Genomic DNA, 18,960 nt, shown 5'->3' on the forward strand with positions numbered 1-18,960 from the left:
TTTTTATATCCCTAACTTATAGTAATACTTACACCTCAAAAAAATATTTATAAAATAATATATAGTAAGTTTGCTTATTATATAAAAACATATTACCTTTGCGCCCGAATTACAAATATTAATTTTTATGACAACCGCTACACTTATTGTACGTATTGTATTAGGGGTTATATTGGTAGTATTTCCAGTGAATGCTCTTTTTATCAAGGCTTTTAAACCAAAAATGCCTGAAAAAGCACAACACATTATGCAAGCTTTTCAAGAAACGGGCTATTTGCTTACTTTTGTGCAAGTAACAGAATTGATTGTTGGAATTTTGTTACTCTCAGGGTATTTAGCGCCCTTAGCAATATTGATATTGTTACCTATCTCTATCAATATTTTGCTATTTCACTTATTTGTAGCTCCTCCTGTGGTAGGACCTGGCTTATTTATTTTCTTGATGAATGTATTTTTACTATATTCATATAGAAATTATTACGAACTCCTATTCCATTTATAAATGAAAAACAGACCTATCAAATATTGGATTATCGTGGCGAGCAGAGACCATGTACAAATGGGCGTTGCGGGAGGCTTTGCCCAAGCCTGCCACGGCAAGGCACAGCCTTTGAAACGTATGCAGGAGGGAGACGGTATTCTCTATTACTCTTCCAAACGCTATTTCGGAAAAGAAGACAAATGCCAAGCCTTCACGGCTATTGGTAGAGTGAAAGACGAGGAAGTCTATGCCTTTCAGATGAGTGAAAATTTCTGTCCGTTTAGGAGAAATATTACTTTTGTAGACTGCGAAGAAACACCCATAGCCGACCTTATCGAGCTATTGGACTTTATACCCAACAAAAAGGCGTGGGGATATCCTTTTCGCTTTGGTATTTTGGAAATATCCGAAAACGATTTTAAACTTATAGCCTCTAAAATGTTACACAATGACCTCTCAGCCCTCAATTTTTAATTTGAAAGCCGAAGAAAGCTCAGGGCTTTTACTTTGGCAGGTAAGTATGTTATGGCAACGCGGAATCAAAAAAGTGTTGCAACCTTTCGACCTCACACACCCCCAGTTTGTACTCTTGGCGAGTGCCCAGTGGTTTGCCCAACAAGGAAAGGAAATCACGCAGGTGTCTTTGGCAAATTTCACCAAGATAGACCCAATGACCACCTCGCAAGTGGTGCGCACTTTGCAGAGCAAAGACCTTATTACAAGGGAAGAACACAAGACCGACACCCGCGCCAAAGTAGTTGCTATCACCGCTCAAGGTGCTGAACTTATCGCGCAAGCCGTCGCTAAGGTCGAGGCTTTTGACGATGAATTTTTCAGTATTTTGACTACCGAACAGTCCTCGTTCAACGCTCAACTGCACAAACTTTTGACGAATTAGCAGAATCGTTTTGCTCCTTGCTATCCTTGATATAGGTTTTTGTTTGGGTATTAATGGAGTGAATGCTTTGAAGAAGGGAGAGTCGTGTAACTGCTACGTTAGGAGATAAAAAGGCTGTGAAAGTAGGTACTGATTTTCTAAAAATTAAAGACGGGAAAATCACCGACTGCTGGACGATGAACAACAGAGAATAAAGAAAAGCGTTTTTCCTCGTGCCATGCATAGCGCAAATGCTTTTTTAGCTAATGGCACAATGAAAAACAGCAACGCAAGGGGTGTTTTAGGTATTTTTCAGGTGAAAAAACCTTACAAAAACACTTTATGGACTTGTGGCATTTTTCCCAAAGGCTAACTTATCGCTTGGGCAACCTTTGGCATTTTAAAAAAATATAGAAAAACGAATATTTTAGGCTTTTTCCTGCGGGAAAAAGCCTAAAATATTTATAAAGATACCCTTTTCTCGCGGGCAATGGGTGGTTATTGTATAATTATCAAAGATTATTTTTTGAAAAAATAGAATTTAAATAAATATCTTTCCTACATTATCAAAATATGGATATTCAATAATGTAATCTTTACCGTTATATTCTAAATCTATTTCCTCAAACACATTTTCTCCATCTAACATTCTTGCAAAAGTATGAATAGTATAACATTTATATTTTCCATTATACATATAGGTTGTTGAGGCGTTAATTATAAAAATACCTTCAATTTTATAATTTAAAATATCTATAGTTTCTATTTTATTGTCTCTTAATTTAAAATGTTCTTGAATAATTTCTCTATTTTTATTAGCCCAATTTATTTTTCTTTCTAATTGAGGTTCAAACTTAGCTTTAAATTTATCATAGTCTTTTTTATACTCTTTATAATCGTGTTTAAATCTAATATTTTTACATTCACAAATATAAATAGTTCTATTATTATCATTAATAAATAAAATATCTATATCTCCTATATCATTCTTTATATTTATATTGTGACTATTTTGAGTAATAAAGCTTTCTATATCTATTTCATAAGGGATTTCCCTATCATTCAATAAAACAGTAATAGGTTCCTGTAGCTCTTTATCGTGAAATTTTTCATTATATTTATTAAAGAACATTTCTAATTCCTTATTCTTTTTCCATTCAGTAGGATAAATCCCAAATGGGATATGATTTATTGTCAATAAGCACATACTTTCTTGCCATTGATTTATACCTATTTTATAGTATATTTTCCCATCTATATTATGTCTAAGTATAGGTCTAAAAATATATCTATTTTGATTTAAGGCATTAATTATACTTTTTTTAGTTTCTATTACATTTTCTTTAGAAAGAGTAATACCTTCAAAAAAACTATCAATAAAATTACCATTAGCTAATTTATGATCATTTTTTAAGTTATTAATTCCTTTATCTAATAACATAACAGTAAAGTCAGTATTATTGTTATTCAAATAATGATAGAAATCACATAGATTATCATATGATATCTTATATTCTTTAAAAATGAATTCTTTAAACTTGTAAATAATTTTAGATAGAGATACATCTTTATTATCATATATATAGTTAAGGTATATCTTTTTAAATAGTTCATTATATGGAAAATTAATATTTATTTTTATATTATTATTTCCCCGAAAATATTTTATTGATATAGAACTATTAAAATGTTCATTTATAGCTATAAGTTCACTTATTTTTATAGCCTCTTTAGTAACTAATAATAATTTATCTAAATAGTCTATATACTCATTAATATTATTTTCAATTTCAAAACTAAAATTATTACATCCTATTAAATTATATTTTACAGATTGCTCTATTATTATCTTTAATGATCTTCTCATTAATATGAAATCTTGTTCATCAATTTTTAATATATGCTTTTCTTTTATTTGTTTCATATATATATTACTCATTCCTTCATTTATATAAATACAATATAAATAAAAAGAAAATCTATTTTCTTTCTTAATTAGATCATCTATTCTATCACAGAAAAAATTAAAAATATCATATAATATATCCTTAATTATATTGTAATCATATATTTCTTCTGTTTTTATAAAATATTTGTTTTTAATAATTTGAGATATTTCATCCCAATATAAAATTTCATATTCTTTATTAGATATATAAATATCCATATTTTCATATCTAATTACTGGCATATCGTATAATTTGATTTTTATTAAACAATTGATAAATTAAATAGTATATTTTTAAGAGAAAAATACAATTGCAAAGATAATAAAAAAATATTACTCCATCTCTTGTCAATTCAAAAATAATTCGTACTTTTGTAGTAGAAAATTAACAGCTAAAAGCACAAAAATATCAAAACTATGGGAATTAAGCTATTACAAAAAGCCCGTATCACTGAGGTGGATGATACTTCCGACCGCCTCGTGGCGCTCTTCAAGAGCGAAACCGCCCTCGCTGAGGACGCTTTTCTTAAATCTCTATTTACCGAAATGGAAACACTCTCGGCTAATCTTACCGAGGCTATCAAGCGCGATAAAGGAGTCTCCGAACTCGAAAAGGCTGACAAAGTGCGCAACAACGCTATTCGCACTTTTTCCAAGGTAATCGAAGGTTACCGCGCTATGCCCATCGCTACCGTTAAGCAAAAGGGCGAACGCCTGCACAAGGTGTTTTCCAAGTATGGGTTACGACTTATCTAGAAAAATTATACGGATAAATCGTCCTATATCGCTGCGCTTCTGAAGGATTTGCAATCCCCAGACCTTACGACCCTCATAGCAGAGCTACAAGGGGTAACCGAGTGTATAGACGGAATACGGCAGGCACAAGAGGCGTTCAATACGCATCGTGTAGGCTATGAGAAAACGTTGGTGCATAACGTAAAGCAGGATTCGGCTACTCAGATGAAAGCCCCTATGTTCACGCTCATCAACGAAAAGCTCGTGCCTTACGCCACTACAATGAAAATGGTAGATGCGACCAAGTACCGCCATTTCGCCGATACTGTAACGCAAATCATCACCGATACGAACACTGCCATTAAAGTACGTTCCACTCGCAGTGCTAAAGGTAAAGATACCCCAACGACTCCCGCCAAGTCATAAGCTTTTGGAAAAGATACAACACCCTCCCCACTGGTAGAGAATACTATAAGTGAGGAGGGTTTTTATTAGCTATTCTTCAAGTGGTCATTTCCAAAACGGATAATTGCTTCTATGATAGGCAAGGCTTCTTTACCTAAATCGGTAAGGGAATATACTCCACTCGCGGGGGTACTTCTGGATAACTTACTTTTGCTACCAATTGATGAGTGCAGAGCGTTTTTAGTTCTTCATTGAGTACTTTTTCACTCACTTGTGGAATGGCACGCTTTAGTTCCCCATAACGATGTGTGCGCTGACTGAGATGAAACAGTATAAGCATTGCCCATTTGCTTCCCATTATTTGCATTGTTCGCCATACAGGACAGTCTTTGTTAATATTTTTTTCGTTCATCGCAATATTTTTTCTATTTGATACTGAGTAATTCTAACTTTTTTGTAAGGTGCTTACTTTCTCGTAAGTACTTGTGTGCTTGGATACAAAGGTATAATTTTGCAGTGAAATAACAAGGAAAAATTCATATAAAAATGACAAAAACAGAAATTGTACATCAGTTTTATGTCTCCTTAGCTAAAGGAGATTTTGAGAAAGTAGGCAGTTTATTAGCCGATGATTTAGTATGGCACCAACCAGGGAAAGGGGCTCTTTCAGGCAGTTACAAAGGTAAAGAGGCTGTATTCTCTCATTTGGGAAGAATGTCGCAACTCAGTGGAGGCACTTTTGCTATTGACCAAATTGATTATATCACCGAAAACGACCCTTTAGTAGCTGCTGCTGTTGCTTTTGAGGTCTTTGCTTTTGACAAAAGTATGCGAATGAGAGGTATTGATCTCTATCGGGTAGAGAATGACAAAATACAAGAGGTTTGGTTATTCTCTGAACACATAGACGAAGAGGACGCTTTCTGGACAGAAGTCCTCAGGTTATCTAACCAACAGAGATAATATTTCCCCGCTCGTAGAGAATACTATGAGCGGGGATTTTTATGTTATACTAAACCTTAGGTATTTCCATTACATTGGTAACTTACTGCAATTTTTATAGAACAAAGGTGCTTCTATACCTTTTTTCTTACCTTCTTCATACACGCACTTGCATACATATAATAAGTCGGGGAGGTTGTTGTGAAGGGTCATTATTTTTTGGGTGAGGATATTGTTGGCAAACATTCTTTTCATCAAAGGTGCTGAAAGGAAAGTAGGCAATTTGTAAGGTAGTAACTCGTTGTTGTAGTGTTTTAGTACCACTCCTCGTGAGGCTACTATCTTCACCGTTTCACGTACCGATTTTACGGCTTGCTTCAGTAGTTTGGCAGACTGCATTAGCTTCTCGGCTGCCTCAGTAGTTTGTGCATTATTGCTATAATTTTCCATTGTAGTACTTGCTACCGAAATAACTCCCGCATTAATAGCCAGATGTAACCATATCCATTCGAGCATATCGTAAGGGTGTTCTAAGGCTATGTGGCAATCACTAAATAGCTTTAATAAATCGTCATAATTATCGATAGTAGTTTTTGCTTTGCTCTCCAGCATAAAATGGTCAAACAGACAAGCATTAAGAGTCTCACCTTCTAAATTGCCTCCTGCTACGGGATAACCCAATACATAAGGACGATTACCTAAGAGTTTTTCCAGATAATTCTTATCTTCCCAAATACCACAAGCAATGAGCAGTGTTCCTGTAATATGCTCTCTATTGAGTTCTTCTATCACACTTGCTAATTTTCCAGAAGGTACCGCAATGAAGATAAAATCATACTCCTTTTCCGTGGCGTGCTCAATAGAATAGCTATCGGTATACGAAAGTCCTTTCTTGTGTCCACGTCCGTCCAAGATATGAACGTTTAAAGTGTGTATGTTATTCTTTTTACTGTCTTTTCTAAGGTAATGTGTTACTGTGTGTCCTGCTTTAGAAAATACATAGCCGTAAATAGAGCCTATAACGCCTATGCCTATTACTAAGATTTTCATAGTGTCTTTTTTATCTAAGGACAAAGATATGAAATTATTATCATCCCCTTCAATTTCCTCAAAATACCTATCCAAATGGCATCCTATTTCCATATCTTCATCGGAAGTATTACGCAATACCATAAAATGACAATTTTTCTCGGCATTAACGAATACATAATTTTGTTCGCCGTAGTACACTTGGTATCCCTCATCTACTAACGACCAAACTTCACCCGCTTTAAAGCTGAAAATATCATTTTTTACCCGATAGCTCTTTCCTACTTGCAATTCCATAATAATATGTTTTTTTTAAGGCACAAAGATAATAATAATTTAGTCAATTTGCTAATTAGCTAATTAGCAAATTATTTACTACTTTTGCCGAATAAATTGTCAGCAAAAAAGAAAGGATATGAGCGATTTTAAACTAACACTTTTGAGAAAATGGGAATTTGACAATGAATTCTCATTTGTTTATGCTTCAATTTTACTACCCAATGGCACGGCTGTAATCCTAACTTCGGATCATACCGATTGGCATAAATATTACGCCCTTGTTCTTTCAACCGAAGGCGTCAAAACAATTCCCATTGAATATACCCCAACATCCGACAGAGATTATCCTGTCCTTTTCAGATATAAAGAAGGGGTTGGCATCATCATCTCGACAAAAGAAGTGCGGTATTACTCAGAGGTACATTCGTCGCCAACACTCATTCCGATAAAAAATAAATCATTACTCAGATATAACATTGTACCTGAGAGGGCTGAACAGAGGTATTTTCAAAATATATCCGACAGTCAAACGATTCCTGTTTGCTTTGAAAATGAAGTTTATTACGGCAATGCAAGATGTTTCGCCCTTTTAGAATTTGATGAGGTAGCCAAAACTGCCAAATGGAAATCCTTTTCTTGGATAGATAAAAAAGCATTTACACATCGTGACAACAGAACAACCGATACCCCAAAAATAGACAGTCTTAAAATATCGGATAAAAAAATCTACGCCTTCATTTCAGGTGAAAGCGCTTCATCGGTCAATAAATGGGGAATGGATTATTATGCGCTCGCACAAATTTCTGCCGAAGGGAAGGTCATCGAGAAAATTATTGAATCGGACAATTTGCATACCGATCATAAAAAACGCGGTGTTAATGGCTGTTTCACAGAATCTGAATATGTGATACTAACACCTGTTTTTAAAACCGATGATTGGAAGGGCAATCAAAAAGTCTTTTCGCTCACCACTCGCGAATATAGCAATATTTTCTTGCCTAAAGGAATGACAAAACACAAAGTCAAAAATATCACAGGTAAATTTTGCTTAACTTCTCTTTTCGACAGAGGTTTAAAAGAAATATCCTTGTGTAATTACAGTAACTTAACGTAAGTTCAACGTAAGAAAAGTGTAGCTTACGCTACAGAAATCTTACAAATCTTTAAAAAATCAAACAAATAGGCAACAAGTTGCCTGAAAGTCTCGCACAGATTACACGGATTGCACGGATAGTCTTTCAATTGACAATTGTGACGCGCACGGATTGGCAACTGCGTTGCTGGATTTCACAGATTACAATATAAACACAACTGTAAAATCAGTATTATATTATTATATCGAATTGACGTTAACTTATAAAACACCTTAGGTATTAGCTTCTATGTCTCAAAAAATCAAAGTTTTCAATAAATTATTAGCCCATTACGGCAAGCAACATTGGTGGAATGACCCCAATCGCATTACCGACTGGATATCGATGATTCTCATTCAACAAACCACCCAACAGAATACCGAAAAAGCCCTTGCTAACTTAGAGGGCAATCTATCAGTAGAGGCTTTACACGCTATGGAACTGAACACTTTACAGGAATATATACGTCCGGCAGGCTTCTACAAGCAAAAAAGCACTTACATCAAAGCCCTAATGGAATGGTATGTGTCGCACGGAGCTTCCTTACAAAAGTTTGAGGCTATCCCTACTGAGGAGCTTCGCAAGGAACTACTCTCTATCAAAGGTGTGGGCGAAGAAACTGCCGATGCAATGTTGTTGTACATTTTTGAGCGAAAGGTGTTCATAGCCGACCAGTACGCTATACGACTTTTGAACCGCCTGAACCTTTCTACCGCACAAACCTATAAAGCCCTACGCGAAGAATGTATGCCCTTAGTTGCTGAAATTCCCTTAGAAACCTGCCAAGAATGGCACGCTGTGATTGATGTACACGGCAAAGCTTACCGCAAAGGTTTTACCGATGAACAGTGGTTGTTAGAGTAATAAATAAAAAAATTATGAGCAAAATATGGAAAAATATCATTGCCCAAACACAAGAAGAAGTAAAGGTAACCTTGCGTGATGAACAAATCTAACAAAATAATTGTAAGTATGATAAAATCAGTTTTAATAGTAGGACTTGGGAGCTTTATGGGCGGAGTTTTTCGTTATGTGCTTTCAGTAGGATTAAGCAGATGGGGTAAAATATTGTCCTTCCCAATAAGTATTTTTATGGTAAATATATTGGGGTGTTTCTTGATAGGAATACTCTACGGTTATTTCAAGAATAAAGAAGTAGATAGCTATTTAGTTTTATTACTAATGACAGGCGTTTTGGGAGGCTTCACCACGTTCTCTACTTTTTCATTGGAAGTACTGCATTTATTTCAGCAAAATGAACTACTAAAAGCTACTTTTTATGTAGTAGGAAGTGTAGGATTAGGAATTTTGGCGTGCTTTTTGGGATACATTATAGGCAACAGGTAAAAGGTAATAGATTAAGCCAGCGATAGCTGGTGTTTAAATAAGAAGTTTTTACATTAAAAAAATATATACGACAATGAAGAAATTTTTGTTAGGAGTAGCTGTGGCTGTAGTAGCCTTGCTATTAATAAAGTATTTTACTGATAAGAAAGAAGACAAAGAGAGATTGGAGGCTGATACGGCTCTGATACAAACGCAAATAGCCAACGTAAGCAAGTTGGTTGTTACTGAAGGACATTTTGCAGAAGTACTCTCGTATACCGATACTCAAAAGTACTTTATGGATTTGCTTTCGTTTGACAAGAAAATCCTCACAGTAGTAAATGCTGATGTAACGGTAGCTTACGACCTGCACAAAATCAGTTATGAGGTAAACGAAGAGCAAAAGAAAGTCATCATTAAATCGTTACCAGAGGCAGAGGTAAAGATATACCCAACGATGAAATATTATGACGTGAGCCAGAGTCAGGTGAACCCTTTTACTCCTACCGATGTAGAGAAGATACAGAAGAAGGTAAAAGCCGAGTTGGAACGCAAAGTGAATGCTTCAACCCTAAGGAGCAATGCCGAAAATCGATTGCTTACCGAACTTTCTAATCTTATTTTTGCTACCCGAGCTGTGGGCTGGACGTTAGAGTACCAAAATACGCCTATTGAGAGTAGAGAAGATTTTAAAATGCTGAAACCATAACAAAAGTGTATTAGTTTTGATTATTTTCTGTATATTTGCCCCATAAATCAAATATTGAATATTCACTTATGAAAACGGAAAAACAATTAAATATTAAATATAGCGTTTTTGAGGGGGTTACTGACCTGCCAAAAAAAGCACAAGAACTAATGCAACAAGCTATTATGGCTAGAGAAAATGCTTATGCTCCTTACTCGAAATTTAAAGTAGGAGCGGCGGTTCGTCTTAAAAACGGACAGATTTTCATAGGTTCTAATCAGGAGAATGCTGCTTATCCGTCGGGGTTATGTGCTGAAAGAGTGGCTATTTATCAGGCTTCTACCCAATGTCCTGATGAAGAAATAGAGATGATTGCTATTTCGGGCACTGCCGAAGCCCCTACTTGTTACCCTGTTTCTCCGTGTGGAGCGTGTAGGCAATCACTTTCAGAATACGAGACTAAGCAGAAAAAGCTAATACCTGTTTATTTTATGGGAGCAGAAGGGAATATCATCAGAACAGCTTCTATCAAAGATTTACTACCTTTCCTCTTTGACGGTAGTTTGATGTAAAAGTGCGAGCCACAAGGGCAGGTGAGAGTTAATAGATAAACGTAAAAAAGAAATACAAAGAGTAACTGCTATAAGGCAATGGTATGAAAAACCATTGCCTTATTTTTTGCAAAAGAGAGGGATTTACAAAAGTGCATTATCGGAGTATTTCGGATATACACGGAAGATATCGAAGATAGGGTTATGGTATAGTTAGCTTATAGAAAGCTTATAGGAAGCTTATACGAATCTTGGACGATTGGTATAGAAAGGGTATATAAGTAGTTAATAATGAGAGGGTAAGAGCAGATATTAAAAAGTTAAAAAATGTTAATTAAGTGAAGGATAATGAGGAAAAAAAACGAAAGTGAAGAGTGTATTAGGAGGGGAAAGATGATTTCAACTGGGGTGGTTATCCGTTTAAAAGGCGAAGGTAGGATAATGATAAGATAGGGTGAAGGTGAAGTTTATTTAAAAAAATAATTTACACATTTGGTGTAGAAAAAAAGTGATATCCTTTGCTAATTATACTTTATTTTATATTTTTGCACCAAATTACATTATCTCATAATGTACCTATCTGCCAAAAAAGAGGTTATAACGTTATAGCAATAATTTGGTTTATAGGTGTTTAATTATTTCTTATAAGATGTCAGTAAAGCAACGTTTAACCTTATTTCTACTACTTTTAGCAGGATTCAGTGTTCAAGCACAAGTAACCCCTACGACCCAAACCGCTACGAGTACTCAAACTGAGACGACTGTGCGGAATGGCATTGGGCGTATAGGGTTAGAGCAACCTAAAAGCATTGTGCATCAGTATACCTATAACCCGACGCTCGACCGCTATGTATACACTGAGAAATTAGGGAATTACGACCTTTCTACCCCTATGTTTCTCACAGTGCAACAATATGAAAACTTGGTGTTGCGTGAGCGTATGAAGGAATACTACCGAACTAAATTGGACGCCATAGGCGATACCCAAAGCAATACTGCCGATAAGAAAAAAACGCAACGCGACCTCTTGCCTGAATTATACGTAAATTCTGACTTTTTTGAAAGCGTGTTCGGGGGGCGCAATATAGAACTGATTCCGCAGGGAAGTGTAGGGGTAGATTTAGGCGTACGCTATACGCGCAACGACAACCCCGTAGTGAGTCCGCGTTACCGCAGTTCGTGGGGCTTAGATTTTGAACAGCGCATCAGCTTAGGGCTTACCGGTAAGATAGGTACACGCCTAACACTTAACGCTCAGTACGACACACAAGCCTCTTTTGATTTCCAAAATGTATTTAAATTAGAATATACCCCTGATGAAGACGATATCGTACAAAAAATAGAATTGGGTAATATCTCAATGCCGATGTCTAACTCACTCATCACAGGTTCGCAGAGCCTTTTTGGGGTGAAGACAGAACTTAAATTTGGGCGTACTACTGTCACGGGTGTTTTCTCTGAACAGAAATCGGAGCGCAAGACCGTAAGTGCCCAAGGCAGTGGTACTATTACAGAGTTTGAATTTTCGGCTCTTGACTACGACGAAAACCGCAACTACTTCCTGGCACAGTTCTTCCGTGATAACTACGACCGCGCTTTAGAAAACTACCCATTTATCAATAGTAAAGTGCAAATTACCCGTTTGGAGGTGTGGGTAACCAACCGCAATAGCCGTATGGGGAATATCCGCAATATCTTGGCTGTACAGGACTTAGGTGAACCCAAAATGGAGAATACGCGTTTGGGAAATAAAGCAGGAGCTAGCTTCTTTAATGCTACTACCAATAATATGCCTGCCAATGGGGCTAACAAATACGACCCTACACGTTTGGGCACGCCAAATTCAGTACTTACCAGCGCTATTCGGGATGTGGCTACGGTACAACAAGGTTTTGGCACGAACAGCTCCTATGTGAGTCAGGGTTACGACTACGCTGTTATAGAGAACGCTCGTAAACTTGAAGAGGGAGTGGACTATAAAGTAGATACCAAACTCGGTTATATATCGCTGAACACAGCCCTTAGTAGCGATGAGGTATTGGCGGTGGCTTATCAATATACCTACGGTAGCCAAGTGTATCAAGTGGGTGAGTTTGCCAACGACGGTATCTCGGCAACTACCAATCAGTTCTACGGAGGTGGTAACAATGCGATTACCAACAACCTTTTGGTGTTGAAGATGCTTAAAAGTAACCGCCTGAATGTGAAAGACCCTATTTGGGATTTGATGATGAAGAACGTGTATTCAGTAGGTTCAGCACAGCTTTCACCAGAAGATTTCCGTATGAATATCTTCTACTCCAACCCCTCCCCTATTAACTATATCGAAAAAGTAAACAATAACGGTTGGCCTACCGGATTGGAAGACCGCATTTTGTTAAATCTCTTCAACTTCGACCGCCTCAACAAATACAACGACCCTCAGCCAGGTGGTGACGGGTTCTTTGATTTTGTTCCGGGCATTACCGTAGACGAACAATACGGAAAAATATTCTTTACCAAAGTAGAGCCTTTTGGTGAATACCTCTACAACACCTTAGGTGGTGGTGCAAATTACGACGACCCTGCAACTTATAATGACAACCAACGAAAATACGTTTATACTTCATTATACAAAAATACGAAAACCCAAGCCCAGATGGACGGTGATAAGAATAAGTTCCAAATGAAAGGACGCTATAAGTCATCGGGAAGAAGGGGAATTTCGTTAGGGGCTTTCAATGTGCCTCGTGGTTCAGTAACCGTGATTGCAGGTGGGCGTATACTGGTAGAAGGGTTAGACTATTTAGTAGACTATCAATCAGGAATTGTGGAGATTATCAATCCGAGTCTTGAAGCCAGCAACTTGCCTATACAGGTTTCAGTAGAAAACAACCTGATTTTCGGTGGACAAACCACCCGCTTTATGGGCGTGAATGTGGAACACAAATTCAACGATAAATTTATCATTGGGGGGTCTATCGTGAACCTACGCGAACGACCTTATACCCAAAAGACCAGCTACGGACAAGAAGCCGTAAACAATACTATCTTCGGTTTTGGAGGAACTTACTCTACTGAGCTACCTTTCCTCACTCGGTGGGTAAACCGTATTCCTACGATTAAGAGCGATGCGCCGTCGAATCTATCTATACGAGGTGAATTTGCTTACCTAAGAGCCGGTACCCCTAAGGCAGATGATTTTGACGGAGAAACTACCGTGTACTTAGACGACTTTGAGGCAGCGCAAGCCACTATTGATATGCGTTCGCCCCTTGCGTGGAAATTGGCAAGCACGCCTTTGGAATTTGGACAAGGCAGTGGTACAGCTTCGCGCACCCTATACGGTAATGGGCCTGATGACCCCAATAACTTACGCAATGGTTATGGGCGTGCTAAACTATCGTGGTATACCATAGACCCTGTGTTCTATTCAAACCAAAAGCCTTCGGAGATAAGCAGTAGCGAAATCTCTAAGAATAGTACACGTCGCATTTTTATAGAAGAAATCTTCCCACAACAGCAATTAGCCCAAGGACAATCGTTAGTACAAACTACCTTAGACTTAGCTTATTACCCTAATGTAAAAGGTCCTTATAACAACGACCCAAGTTTTGCTTCTCGTACCCAAAACGACAAATGGGCAGGGATTATGCGCGGTATGAGCTATTCGGATTTTCAAGAAAGTAACATAGAGTTCTTGCAGTTCTGGGTGATGGATCCTTATTATTCAGGTGAATACAGTGGTGATGGAGAATTGGTGTTCAACTTAGGAAATATATCAGAAGACGTACTTAAAGACGGTAGGAAACAGTATGAAAACGGCTTACCAGGACTTTCTTCTACCTCAAGTGTTAATACCTCGTCTTGGGGTAAAGTACCTGCGGCACAATCGCTGATATATGCTTTTGATGACAACTCATCTAACCGTGCCTCGCAAGATATAGGATTAGATGGACTCAACGACACCGAAGAATCGAGAATATACAACAATAACGTAGCTACCTCACCTAACGACCCTGCGATGGATAACTACGAATACTTTTTGGCGCGTAGTGGTGGTATCTTAAACCGTTATTACAACTACAATGGTACCCAAGGTAACTCGCCTGTGGCAGTGACTAATACGAACAGAGGTTCGACCACAATTCCTGATTATGAAGATATCAACGGTGATTATACAATGAACACCGCCAACAACTACCTTGAATACAGAGTGCGTATTAAACCTAATATCACCACTGCTGACCCTTATGTGAATGATATTCGCGTGGTATCGGTAGAAGCACCTAACGGGCAACAAGTAAGTGCCCGCTGGATACAGTTTAAAATACCGATTGCCAGCGGTGAGATGTGGCGAGAAGGGTTCCAATATCCATTGAACAACAACGACAAGATGGATATCATCAACTCGATGACCCATATGCGTATGTACCTTACAGGCTTCCCTCAAGAAATGCTATTACGCTTTGGTACACTTGACCTCATTCGCGGTGATTGGCGTTATTACAACTATACCCTCAGCACTGATAAGGACGACCCAAGTGATGACGGCACCAAAGTAGAAATCAATTCAGTAAACTTAATTGAGAACGAAACCCGTCAGCCTATCCCTTACCGTATGCCACCAGGGGTACGCCGTGAGCGTATTAATACCAACAACACCTTGGTAGAACAAAACGAGCAGGCTTTATCTTACATAGTGGATAACCTTGAAAACAACGATAGTAGGGCGGTATACAAGGCAATGCGCTTTGACCTTCGACAATACAAGTATATAAAGATGTTTGTACACGCTGAAGCCTATAAGAACAAACCGCTGAGCGATAATCAGGCAGTGGCTTTCTTGCGGGTAGGTACTGACTTTAACGACAACTATTACCAAGTGGAAGTACCCTTACAGGTAACGCCTGCGGGTGCTTCGACAGAGCAACTGATATGGCCACAAAACAACCAATTGGTTATCCCAATGGACGTGCTCACCAAGTTAAAAGCTATCAGCATACGCAACCAAACAATGAGTGATGCGGTATACTACGATGCAAACTACAATGTAGTACCTGAGAGTGCACCACACGTAGCGGGACAAAACCGTTATGTAATCAAAGGGAATCCATCGCTCGGTAGTGTAAGAGCCGTAATGATAGGGGTGAAAAACGTTTCGGGCAGTAATGGACTGAGTGGGGAATATTGGTTCAACGAATTGCGTGTAGCCGAATTGGAAAACCACGGCGGTTGGGCAGCCGTAGGCTCTCTTGATGCGAATGCCTCTGAACTAATGAACATCTCGGCTACAGGACGTATGCATACCGTAGGTTTTGGAGCGGTAGACCAAGCTCCTAATCAGCGCGCCTTAGAAAGTACCCGCGAATACGATGTAATGATGAACATCAATGCGGGGAAACTGCTCCCTCCTAAGTGGAATATGCAAATACCGGTAGGTTTGAATCACTCGCAGAAACTCTCGACCCCAGAGTACGACCCCGTATATCAAGACATCAAATTAGAAGACCGATTGGACGTAGCACAAAACGCACGCGAGCGAGAAATTATTAAAGAACAAGCAGAAGATTATACACTAAGACGCGGTATTAACCTCATCGGGGTGAAGAAAAACTTAGGCGAAGGACAGAAAAACCGTATTTACAACATAGAGAACTTTACTTTTAACTATGCTTACAACGAGAAGAACCACCGCGATTACGAGTTGCGTTACGAAGATGAACAACAAGTGCGCGCAGGCTTTATGTACAACTATACTTTCAAACCTACTGCCGTAGAGCCTTTCAAGAAAAGTAGTAAGTTTGCTAATAAGCGCTATTGGCAATGGTTAGCAGATGTAAACTTAAACATTCTGCCTACCAGCATTATGTTTACTAGTGATATCAATCGTTCTTTCACCAAGCAATTGTTCCGCGATGTACATTTTGATGGTGTGAATGCAAATCAGCAAAAAGCACTCCCTGAGCTACAACAGCGCAATTACCAGATGAATCACCAATACGCTATTAACTACAATTTGACTAAATCATTGCGATTAAACTTTAATGCTACTAATAACAGTATCATTCGCAACTACTATGTGTACGATGGCAATGGCGATATATCAGGCATTAATAAAGAAGTATCACTTTGGTCAGATTTCTGGGATTTAGGAACTCCAGACCACTTCTTCTCGAAGTTCCAAGTGAACTACGATTTACCTTTTAGTAAGTTCCCTTTCTTTGAATTTATGAAAGCTAACTATACTTATTCTGGTGATTTCGACTATCAGCGCGGTTCACAAACTCTCTTACAATTGGCACGCCAAGAAGTAAACACCTTGCAAAACGGCAATACGCATAACTTTACAGCAAACCTTACTTTCGACCAGCTGTATCGTTACTTAGGCGTAAAAGCTACTCCAAGAGGAGAAAAAGCCAGTGTAGCTAAAACTTTCTTGACAATGCTCAAAACAGTAGGAGTGAACTACTCAGTTACCAATGCTCGCACCATACCAGGATATACGCAACAAGTGGGCTTCTTAGGTACCTTTAAACCATCGGCAGGCTTTATGTTTGGCGATCAAACTGACTTGCGTTACGAGATGGCAAAACGCGGTTACCTTACTGAGTTTCCTGATTTCAACGACCAATACATCAAATCACAAGAAAGACAACTATTGCTTACGGCTAATTTGCAACCTATCCCTGATTTGCAAATCAACTTAAAGGCTAATCGTCAGTATACCGAGAACTATACTGAAACCTTTGAAGTGCGCAACTTTGTTTATAATCCATTAGTAGGTAACCAAGTAGGTAGCTTCAATATCTCTACCAACTTGATAGCTACTACCTTTAATAAGATTGATGAATACAAGTCGGAAGCCTTTGAACGTTTCAAAGAAAACCGACTTACCGTAGCACGTCGTTTGGCTGAGGCGCGCGGTTTGAATCCAGGTAGCGTAGATGCAGAAGGTTACCCTATAGGTTATAGCAAAAAGAGCCAAGCAGTGATGATACCTGCTTTCTTTGCAGCCTATTCAGGAAGTAGTGCTAGTGGCGTATCGCTTGATGCTTTCAAGAATATTCCTATCCCTGAATGGAATATACGCTATACCGGACTAATGCGTGTAGAGTTTATAAAGAATACTTTCCGTCGTTTCTCATTGGCACACGGTTATCGTGCTAGCTACTCGCTTAGTGAGTTCCGCACTAATTTAGAATATGAACCGGCTAACCCTAATAAAACGAACGTAGCAGGCGATTTTCTCAATGAGAAACTCTATTCTACTGTTACTCTCGCTGAGCAGTTCAATCCGCTTATTAGGGCAGATATGGAATTCAAAAACTCTATGAGCTTCTTGGCAGAATTCAACCGAGACCGTACTATTTCTATCAGCTTAGATAATGATTACCTAACTGAGATTCTCAAACGCGAATACAAATTCGGGGTAGGATACCGATTTAAAGATTTGCGCTTTGTTACCCGAGTAAATGGTAATCTCACTACCTTGAAGAGCGATTTGGTACTAAAAGGCACTCTTTCCTACCTCAATGAGTTTACGGTAATACGCAATATGGAAATATTCAACAACCAAGTAACGGCAGGACAAACCTCGTGGTTGGGTAACCTTACTGCCGAATATGCTCTTACTCGTAATCTTTTGGCATCGTATTATTTCCAATACAATTTCTCTAAATCGGCTATCTCAACTGCCTTCCCAATGACGACTATTCGCACAGGACTTTCAGTGAAATATACCTTTCAATAATTAGCTGATTTGGATACCTACAAAACCATAGCAACCTCGGTAGAAGAGGTGATTTTTAAGGAGAAAAGCAGTAAGTTTTTAGGCTATGCTTTCCCGATTACTTCTGAAGAGGAGATAAAGGTGCATCTCGAAGCTGTGAAGAAAGCACATTTCTCGGCACGGCATTGGTGTTATGCGTGGCAATTGGGATATGGCACTACCCAGCGTTATCGCACTAACGACGACGGTGAACCTAACAATACAGCAGGGATTCCTATTTATGGGCAAATACAGTCGTTTGAGCTTACTAACGTACTGGTGGTAGTAGTGCGCTATTTCGGAGGGATTAAATTAGGGGTAGGCGGATTGGTGCAGGCTTACAAAACTACTGCCCAACTCACCTTGCAAGAAGTAGAAATTGTAGAAAAGCTCATTACCGAGGAACTCATCATCAGTTTTGAATATCCACTGATGAACAAAGTAATGCGGGTAGTAAAAGAGCAAGACCTCACCATCACTCATCAACTGCTCACTGAAAACTGTGTGCTACATTTAGCCGTACGACAAAGTGATTTTATAAAAGTAAAAGAGATTTTTAGTAATCTCTTTGGGGTACATATAATAGAAGAAGATTAGGGTGTTTCTTTTCTTGGGTGCTTACTTTCATTGATTGTCTATTTGTATCTATTTTTTAAAAATGCAACCGAAAGCTTTTTTACTACTGCCTTTTGTTGTTGGTACACCAAAAAGGGCACATCATTTAGCACCGTCATATCTACTGTTTTACAAGCTGTAAGTAAGAAGCATAAAATGAAGGGTAAGAGGAGTTTCATCGTTAAGAGCTAGAAGTTAAAA

Annotated in this window: 17 protein-coding genes; 13 read left to right on the forward strand and 4 right to left on the reverse strand. The window is 38.3% G+C overall.

Annotation, left to right across the window (positions count from 1 at the left end; translation table 11 throughout):
• Window positions 1-127: 127 nt before the first annotated feature.
• The 3 genes from ACSQ7D_RS01205 to ACSQ7D_RS01215 are packed head-to-tail and all read left to right on the forward strand — an operon-like array spanning window position 128 to window position 1,379.
• Entirely contained in the window at window positions 128-502 is a 375-nt protein-coding gene (locus ACSQ7D_RS01205; protein WP_437135080.1) for a DoxX family membrane protein, read from the forward strand.
• On the forward strand, window positions 503-955 hold the full coding sequence (locus tag ACSQ7D_RS01210; RefSeq protein WP_095910636.1) for an EVE domain-containing protein: 453 nt from the start codon (window positions 503-505) through the stop codon (window positions 953-955).
• A complete protein-coding gene (locus tag ACSQ7D_RS01215) occupies window positions 930-1,379 on the forward strand; it encodes a MarR family winged helix-turn-helix transcriptional regulator (protein ID WP_437135081.1) in 450 nt (149 codons plus the stop codon). Before ACSQ7D_RS01210 ends, ACSQ7D_RS01215 begins: the two co-directional genes overlap by 26 nt.
• Window positions 1,380-1,899: 520 nt before the next feature.
• Here the strand turns inward: ACSQ7D_RS01215 and ACSQ7D_RS01220 are convergent.
• Window positions 1,900-3,549, reverse strand: coding sequence for a hypothetical protein (locus ACSQ7D_RS01220; RefSeq protein ID WP_437135082.1), 1,650 nt, complete (start codon window positions 3,547-3,549; stop codon window positions 1,900-1,902).
• A 174-nt stretch (window positions 3,550-3,723) separates the two neighbouring features.
• Here ACSQ7D_RS01220 and ACSQ7D_RS01225 point away from each other — a divergent pair, with 174 nt between their 5' ends.
• Both ACSQ7D_RS01225 and ACSQ7D_RS01230 read left to right on the forward strand, forming a co-directional pair.
• Entirely contained in the window at window positions 3,724-4,062 is a 339-nt protein-coding gene (locus ACSQ7D_RS01225) for a DUF6261 family protein (protein WP_437135083.1), read from the forward strand.
• 48 nt (window positions 4,063-4,110) lie between these two features.
• Complete coding sequence (locus ACSQ7D_RS01230) at window positions 4,111-4,467, forward strand: hypothetical protein (RefSeq protein ID WP_308766483.1); 357 nt, start codon at window positions 4,111-4,113, stop codon at window positions 4,465-4,467.
• 133 nt (window positions 4,468-4,600) lie between these two features.
• On the opposite strand, the gene ACSQ7D_RS01235 is transcribed toward ACSQ7D_RS01230, so the two are convergent.
• Window positions 4,601-4,858: a winged helix-turn-helix transcriptional regulator gene (locus ACSQ7D_RS01235; RefSeq protein ID WP_308766482.1), complete on the reverse strand. Its 258-nt coding sequence runs from the start codon at window positions 4,856-4,858 to the stop codon at window positions 4,601-4,603.
• A gap of 134 nt (window positions 4,859-4,992) precedes the next feature.
• On the opposite strand from ACSQ7D_RS01235, the gene ACSQ7D_RS01240 reads away from it, so the two are divergent.
• On the forward strand, window positions 4,993-5,409 hold the full coding sequence (locus tag ACSQ7D_RS01240; protein ID WP_308766481.1) for a nuclear transport factor 2 family protein: 417 nt from the start codon (window positions 4,993-4,995) through the stop codon (window positions 5,407-5,409).
• 69 nt (window positions 5,410-5,478) lie between these two features.
• Here the strand turns inward: ACSQ7D_RS01240 and ACSQ7D_RS01245 are convergent, their stop codons facing one another.
• Window positions 5,479-6,714, reverse strand: coding sequence for a ketopantoate reductase family protein (locus tag ACSQ7D_RS01245; protein WP_437135084.1), 1,236 nt, complete (start codon window positions 6,712-6,714; stop codon window positions 5,479-5,481).
• Window positions 6,715-6,832: 118 nt separating this feature from the next.
• On the opposite strand from ACSQ7D_RS01245, the gene ACSQ7D_RS01250 reads away from it, so the two are divergent.
• From ACSQ7D_RS01250 to ACSQ7D_RS01280, 7 genes are all read left to right on the forward strand, one after another.
• Window positions 6,833-7,810 (forward strand): hypothetical protein, encoded by a 978-nt coding sequence (locus ACSQ7D_RS01250; RefSeq protein WP_437135085.1) that lies wholly within the window; start codon window positions 6,833-6,835, stop codon window positions 7,808-7,810.
• 268 nt (window positions 7,811-8,078) lie between these two features.
• A complete protein-coding gene (locus ACSQ7D_RS01255) occupies window positions 8,079-8,693 on the forward strand; it encodes an endonuclease III domain-containing protein (RefSeq protein WP_437135086.1) in 615 nt (204 codons plus the stop codon).
• Window positions 8,694-8,801: 108 nt separating this feature from the next.
• Window positions 8,802-9,176 (forward strand): fluoride efflux transporter CrcB, encoded by a 375-nt coding sequence (gene crcB / locus ACSQ7D_RS01260; RefSeq protein WP_437135087.1) that lies wholly within the window; start codon window positions 8,802-8,804, stop codon window positions 9,174-9,176.
• Window positions 9,177-9,249: 73 nt separating this feature from the next.
• Window positions 9,250-9,864 carry a DUF4230 domain-containing protein gene (locus ACSQ7D_RS01265; RefSeq protein WP_002671253.1) on the forward strand — a complete coding sequence of 205 codons (615 nt, stop codon included), beginning with the start codon at window positions 9,250-9,252 and terminating at the stop codon, window positions 9,862-9,864.
• A gap of 53 nt (window positions 9,865-9,917) precedes the next feature.
• The gene (cdd, locus tag ACSQ7D_RS01270; protein ID WP_437135174.1) at window positions 9,918-10,415 is read left to right on the forward strand and encodes a cytidine deaminase; all 498 of its coding nucleotides are present in this window, start codon (window positions 9,918-9,920) and stop codon (window positions 10,413-10,415) included.
• 628 nt (window positions 10,416-11,043) lie between these two features.
• Window positions 11,044-18,126, forward strand: coding sequence for a cell surface protein SprA (gene sprA, locus ACSQ7D_RS01275; protein ID WP_437135088.1), 7,083 nt, complete (start codon window positions 11,044-11,046; stop codon window positions 18,124-18,126).
• Window positions 18,127-18,135: 9 nt separating this feature from the next.
• A complete protein-coding gene (locus ACSQ7D_RS01280) occupies window positions 18,136-18,741 on the forward strand; it encodes an IMPACT family protein (RefSeq protein ID WP_264853838.1) in 606 nt (201 codons plus the stop codon).
• A 38-nt stretch (window positions 18,742-18,779) separates the two neighbouring features.
• Here the strand turns inward: ACSQ7D_RS01280 and ACSQ7D_RS01285 are convergent, their stop codons facing one another.
• Complete coding sequence (locus ACSQ7D_RS01285) at window positions 18,780-18,938, reverse strand: hypothetical protein (protein WP_264853836.1); 159 nt, start codon at window positions 18,936-18,938, stop codon at window positions 18,780-18,782.
• Window positions 18,939-18,960: the final 22 nt, after the last annotated feature.

This window comes from Capnocytophaga sp. G1920, assembly GCF_051417515.1.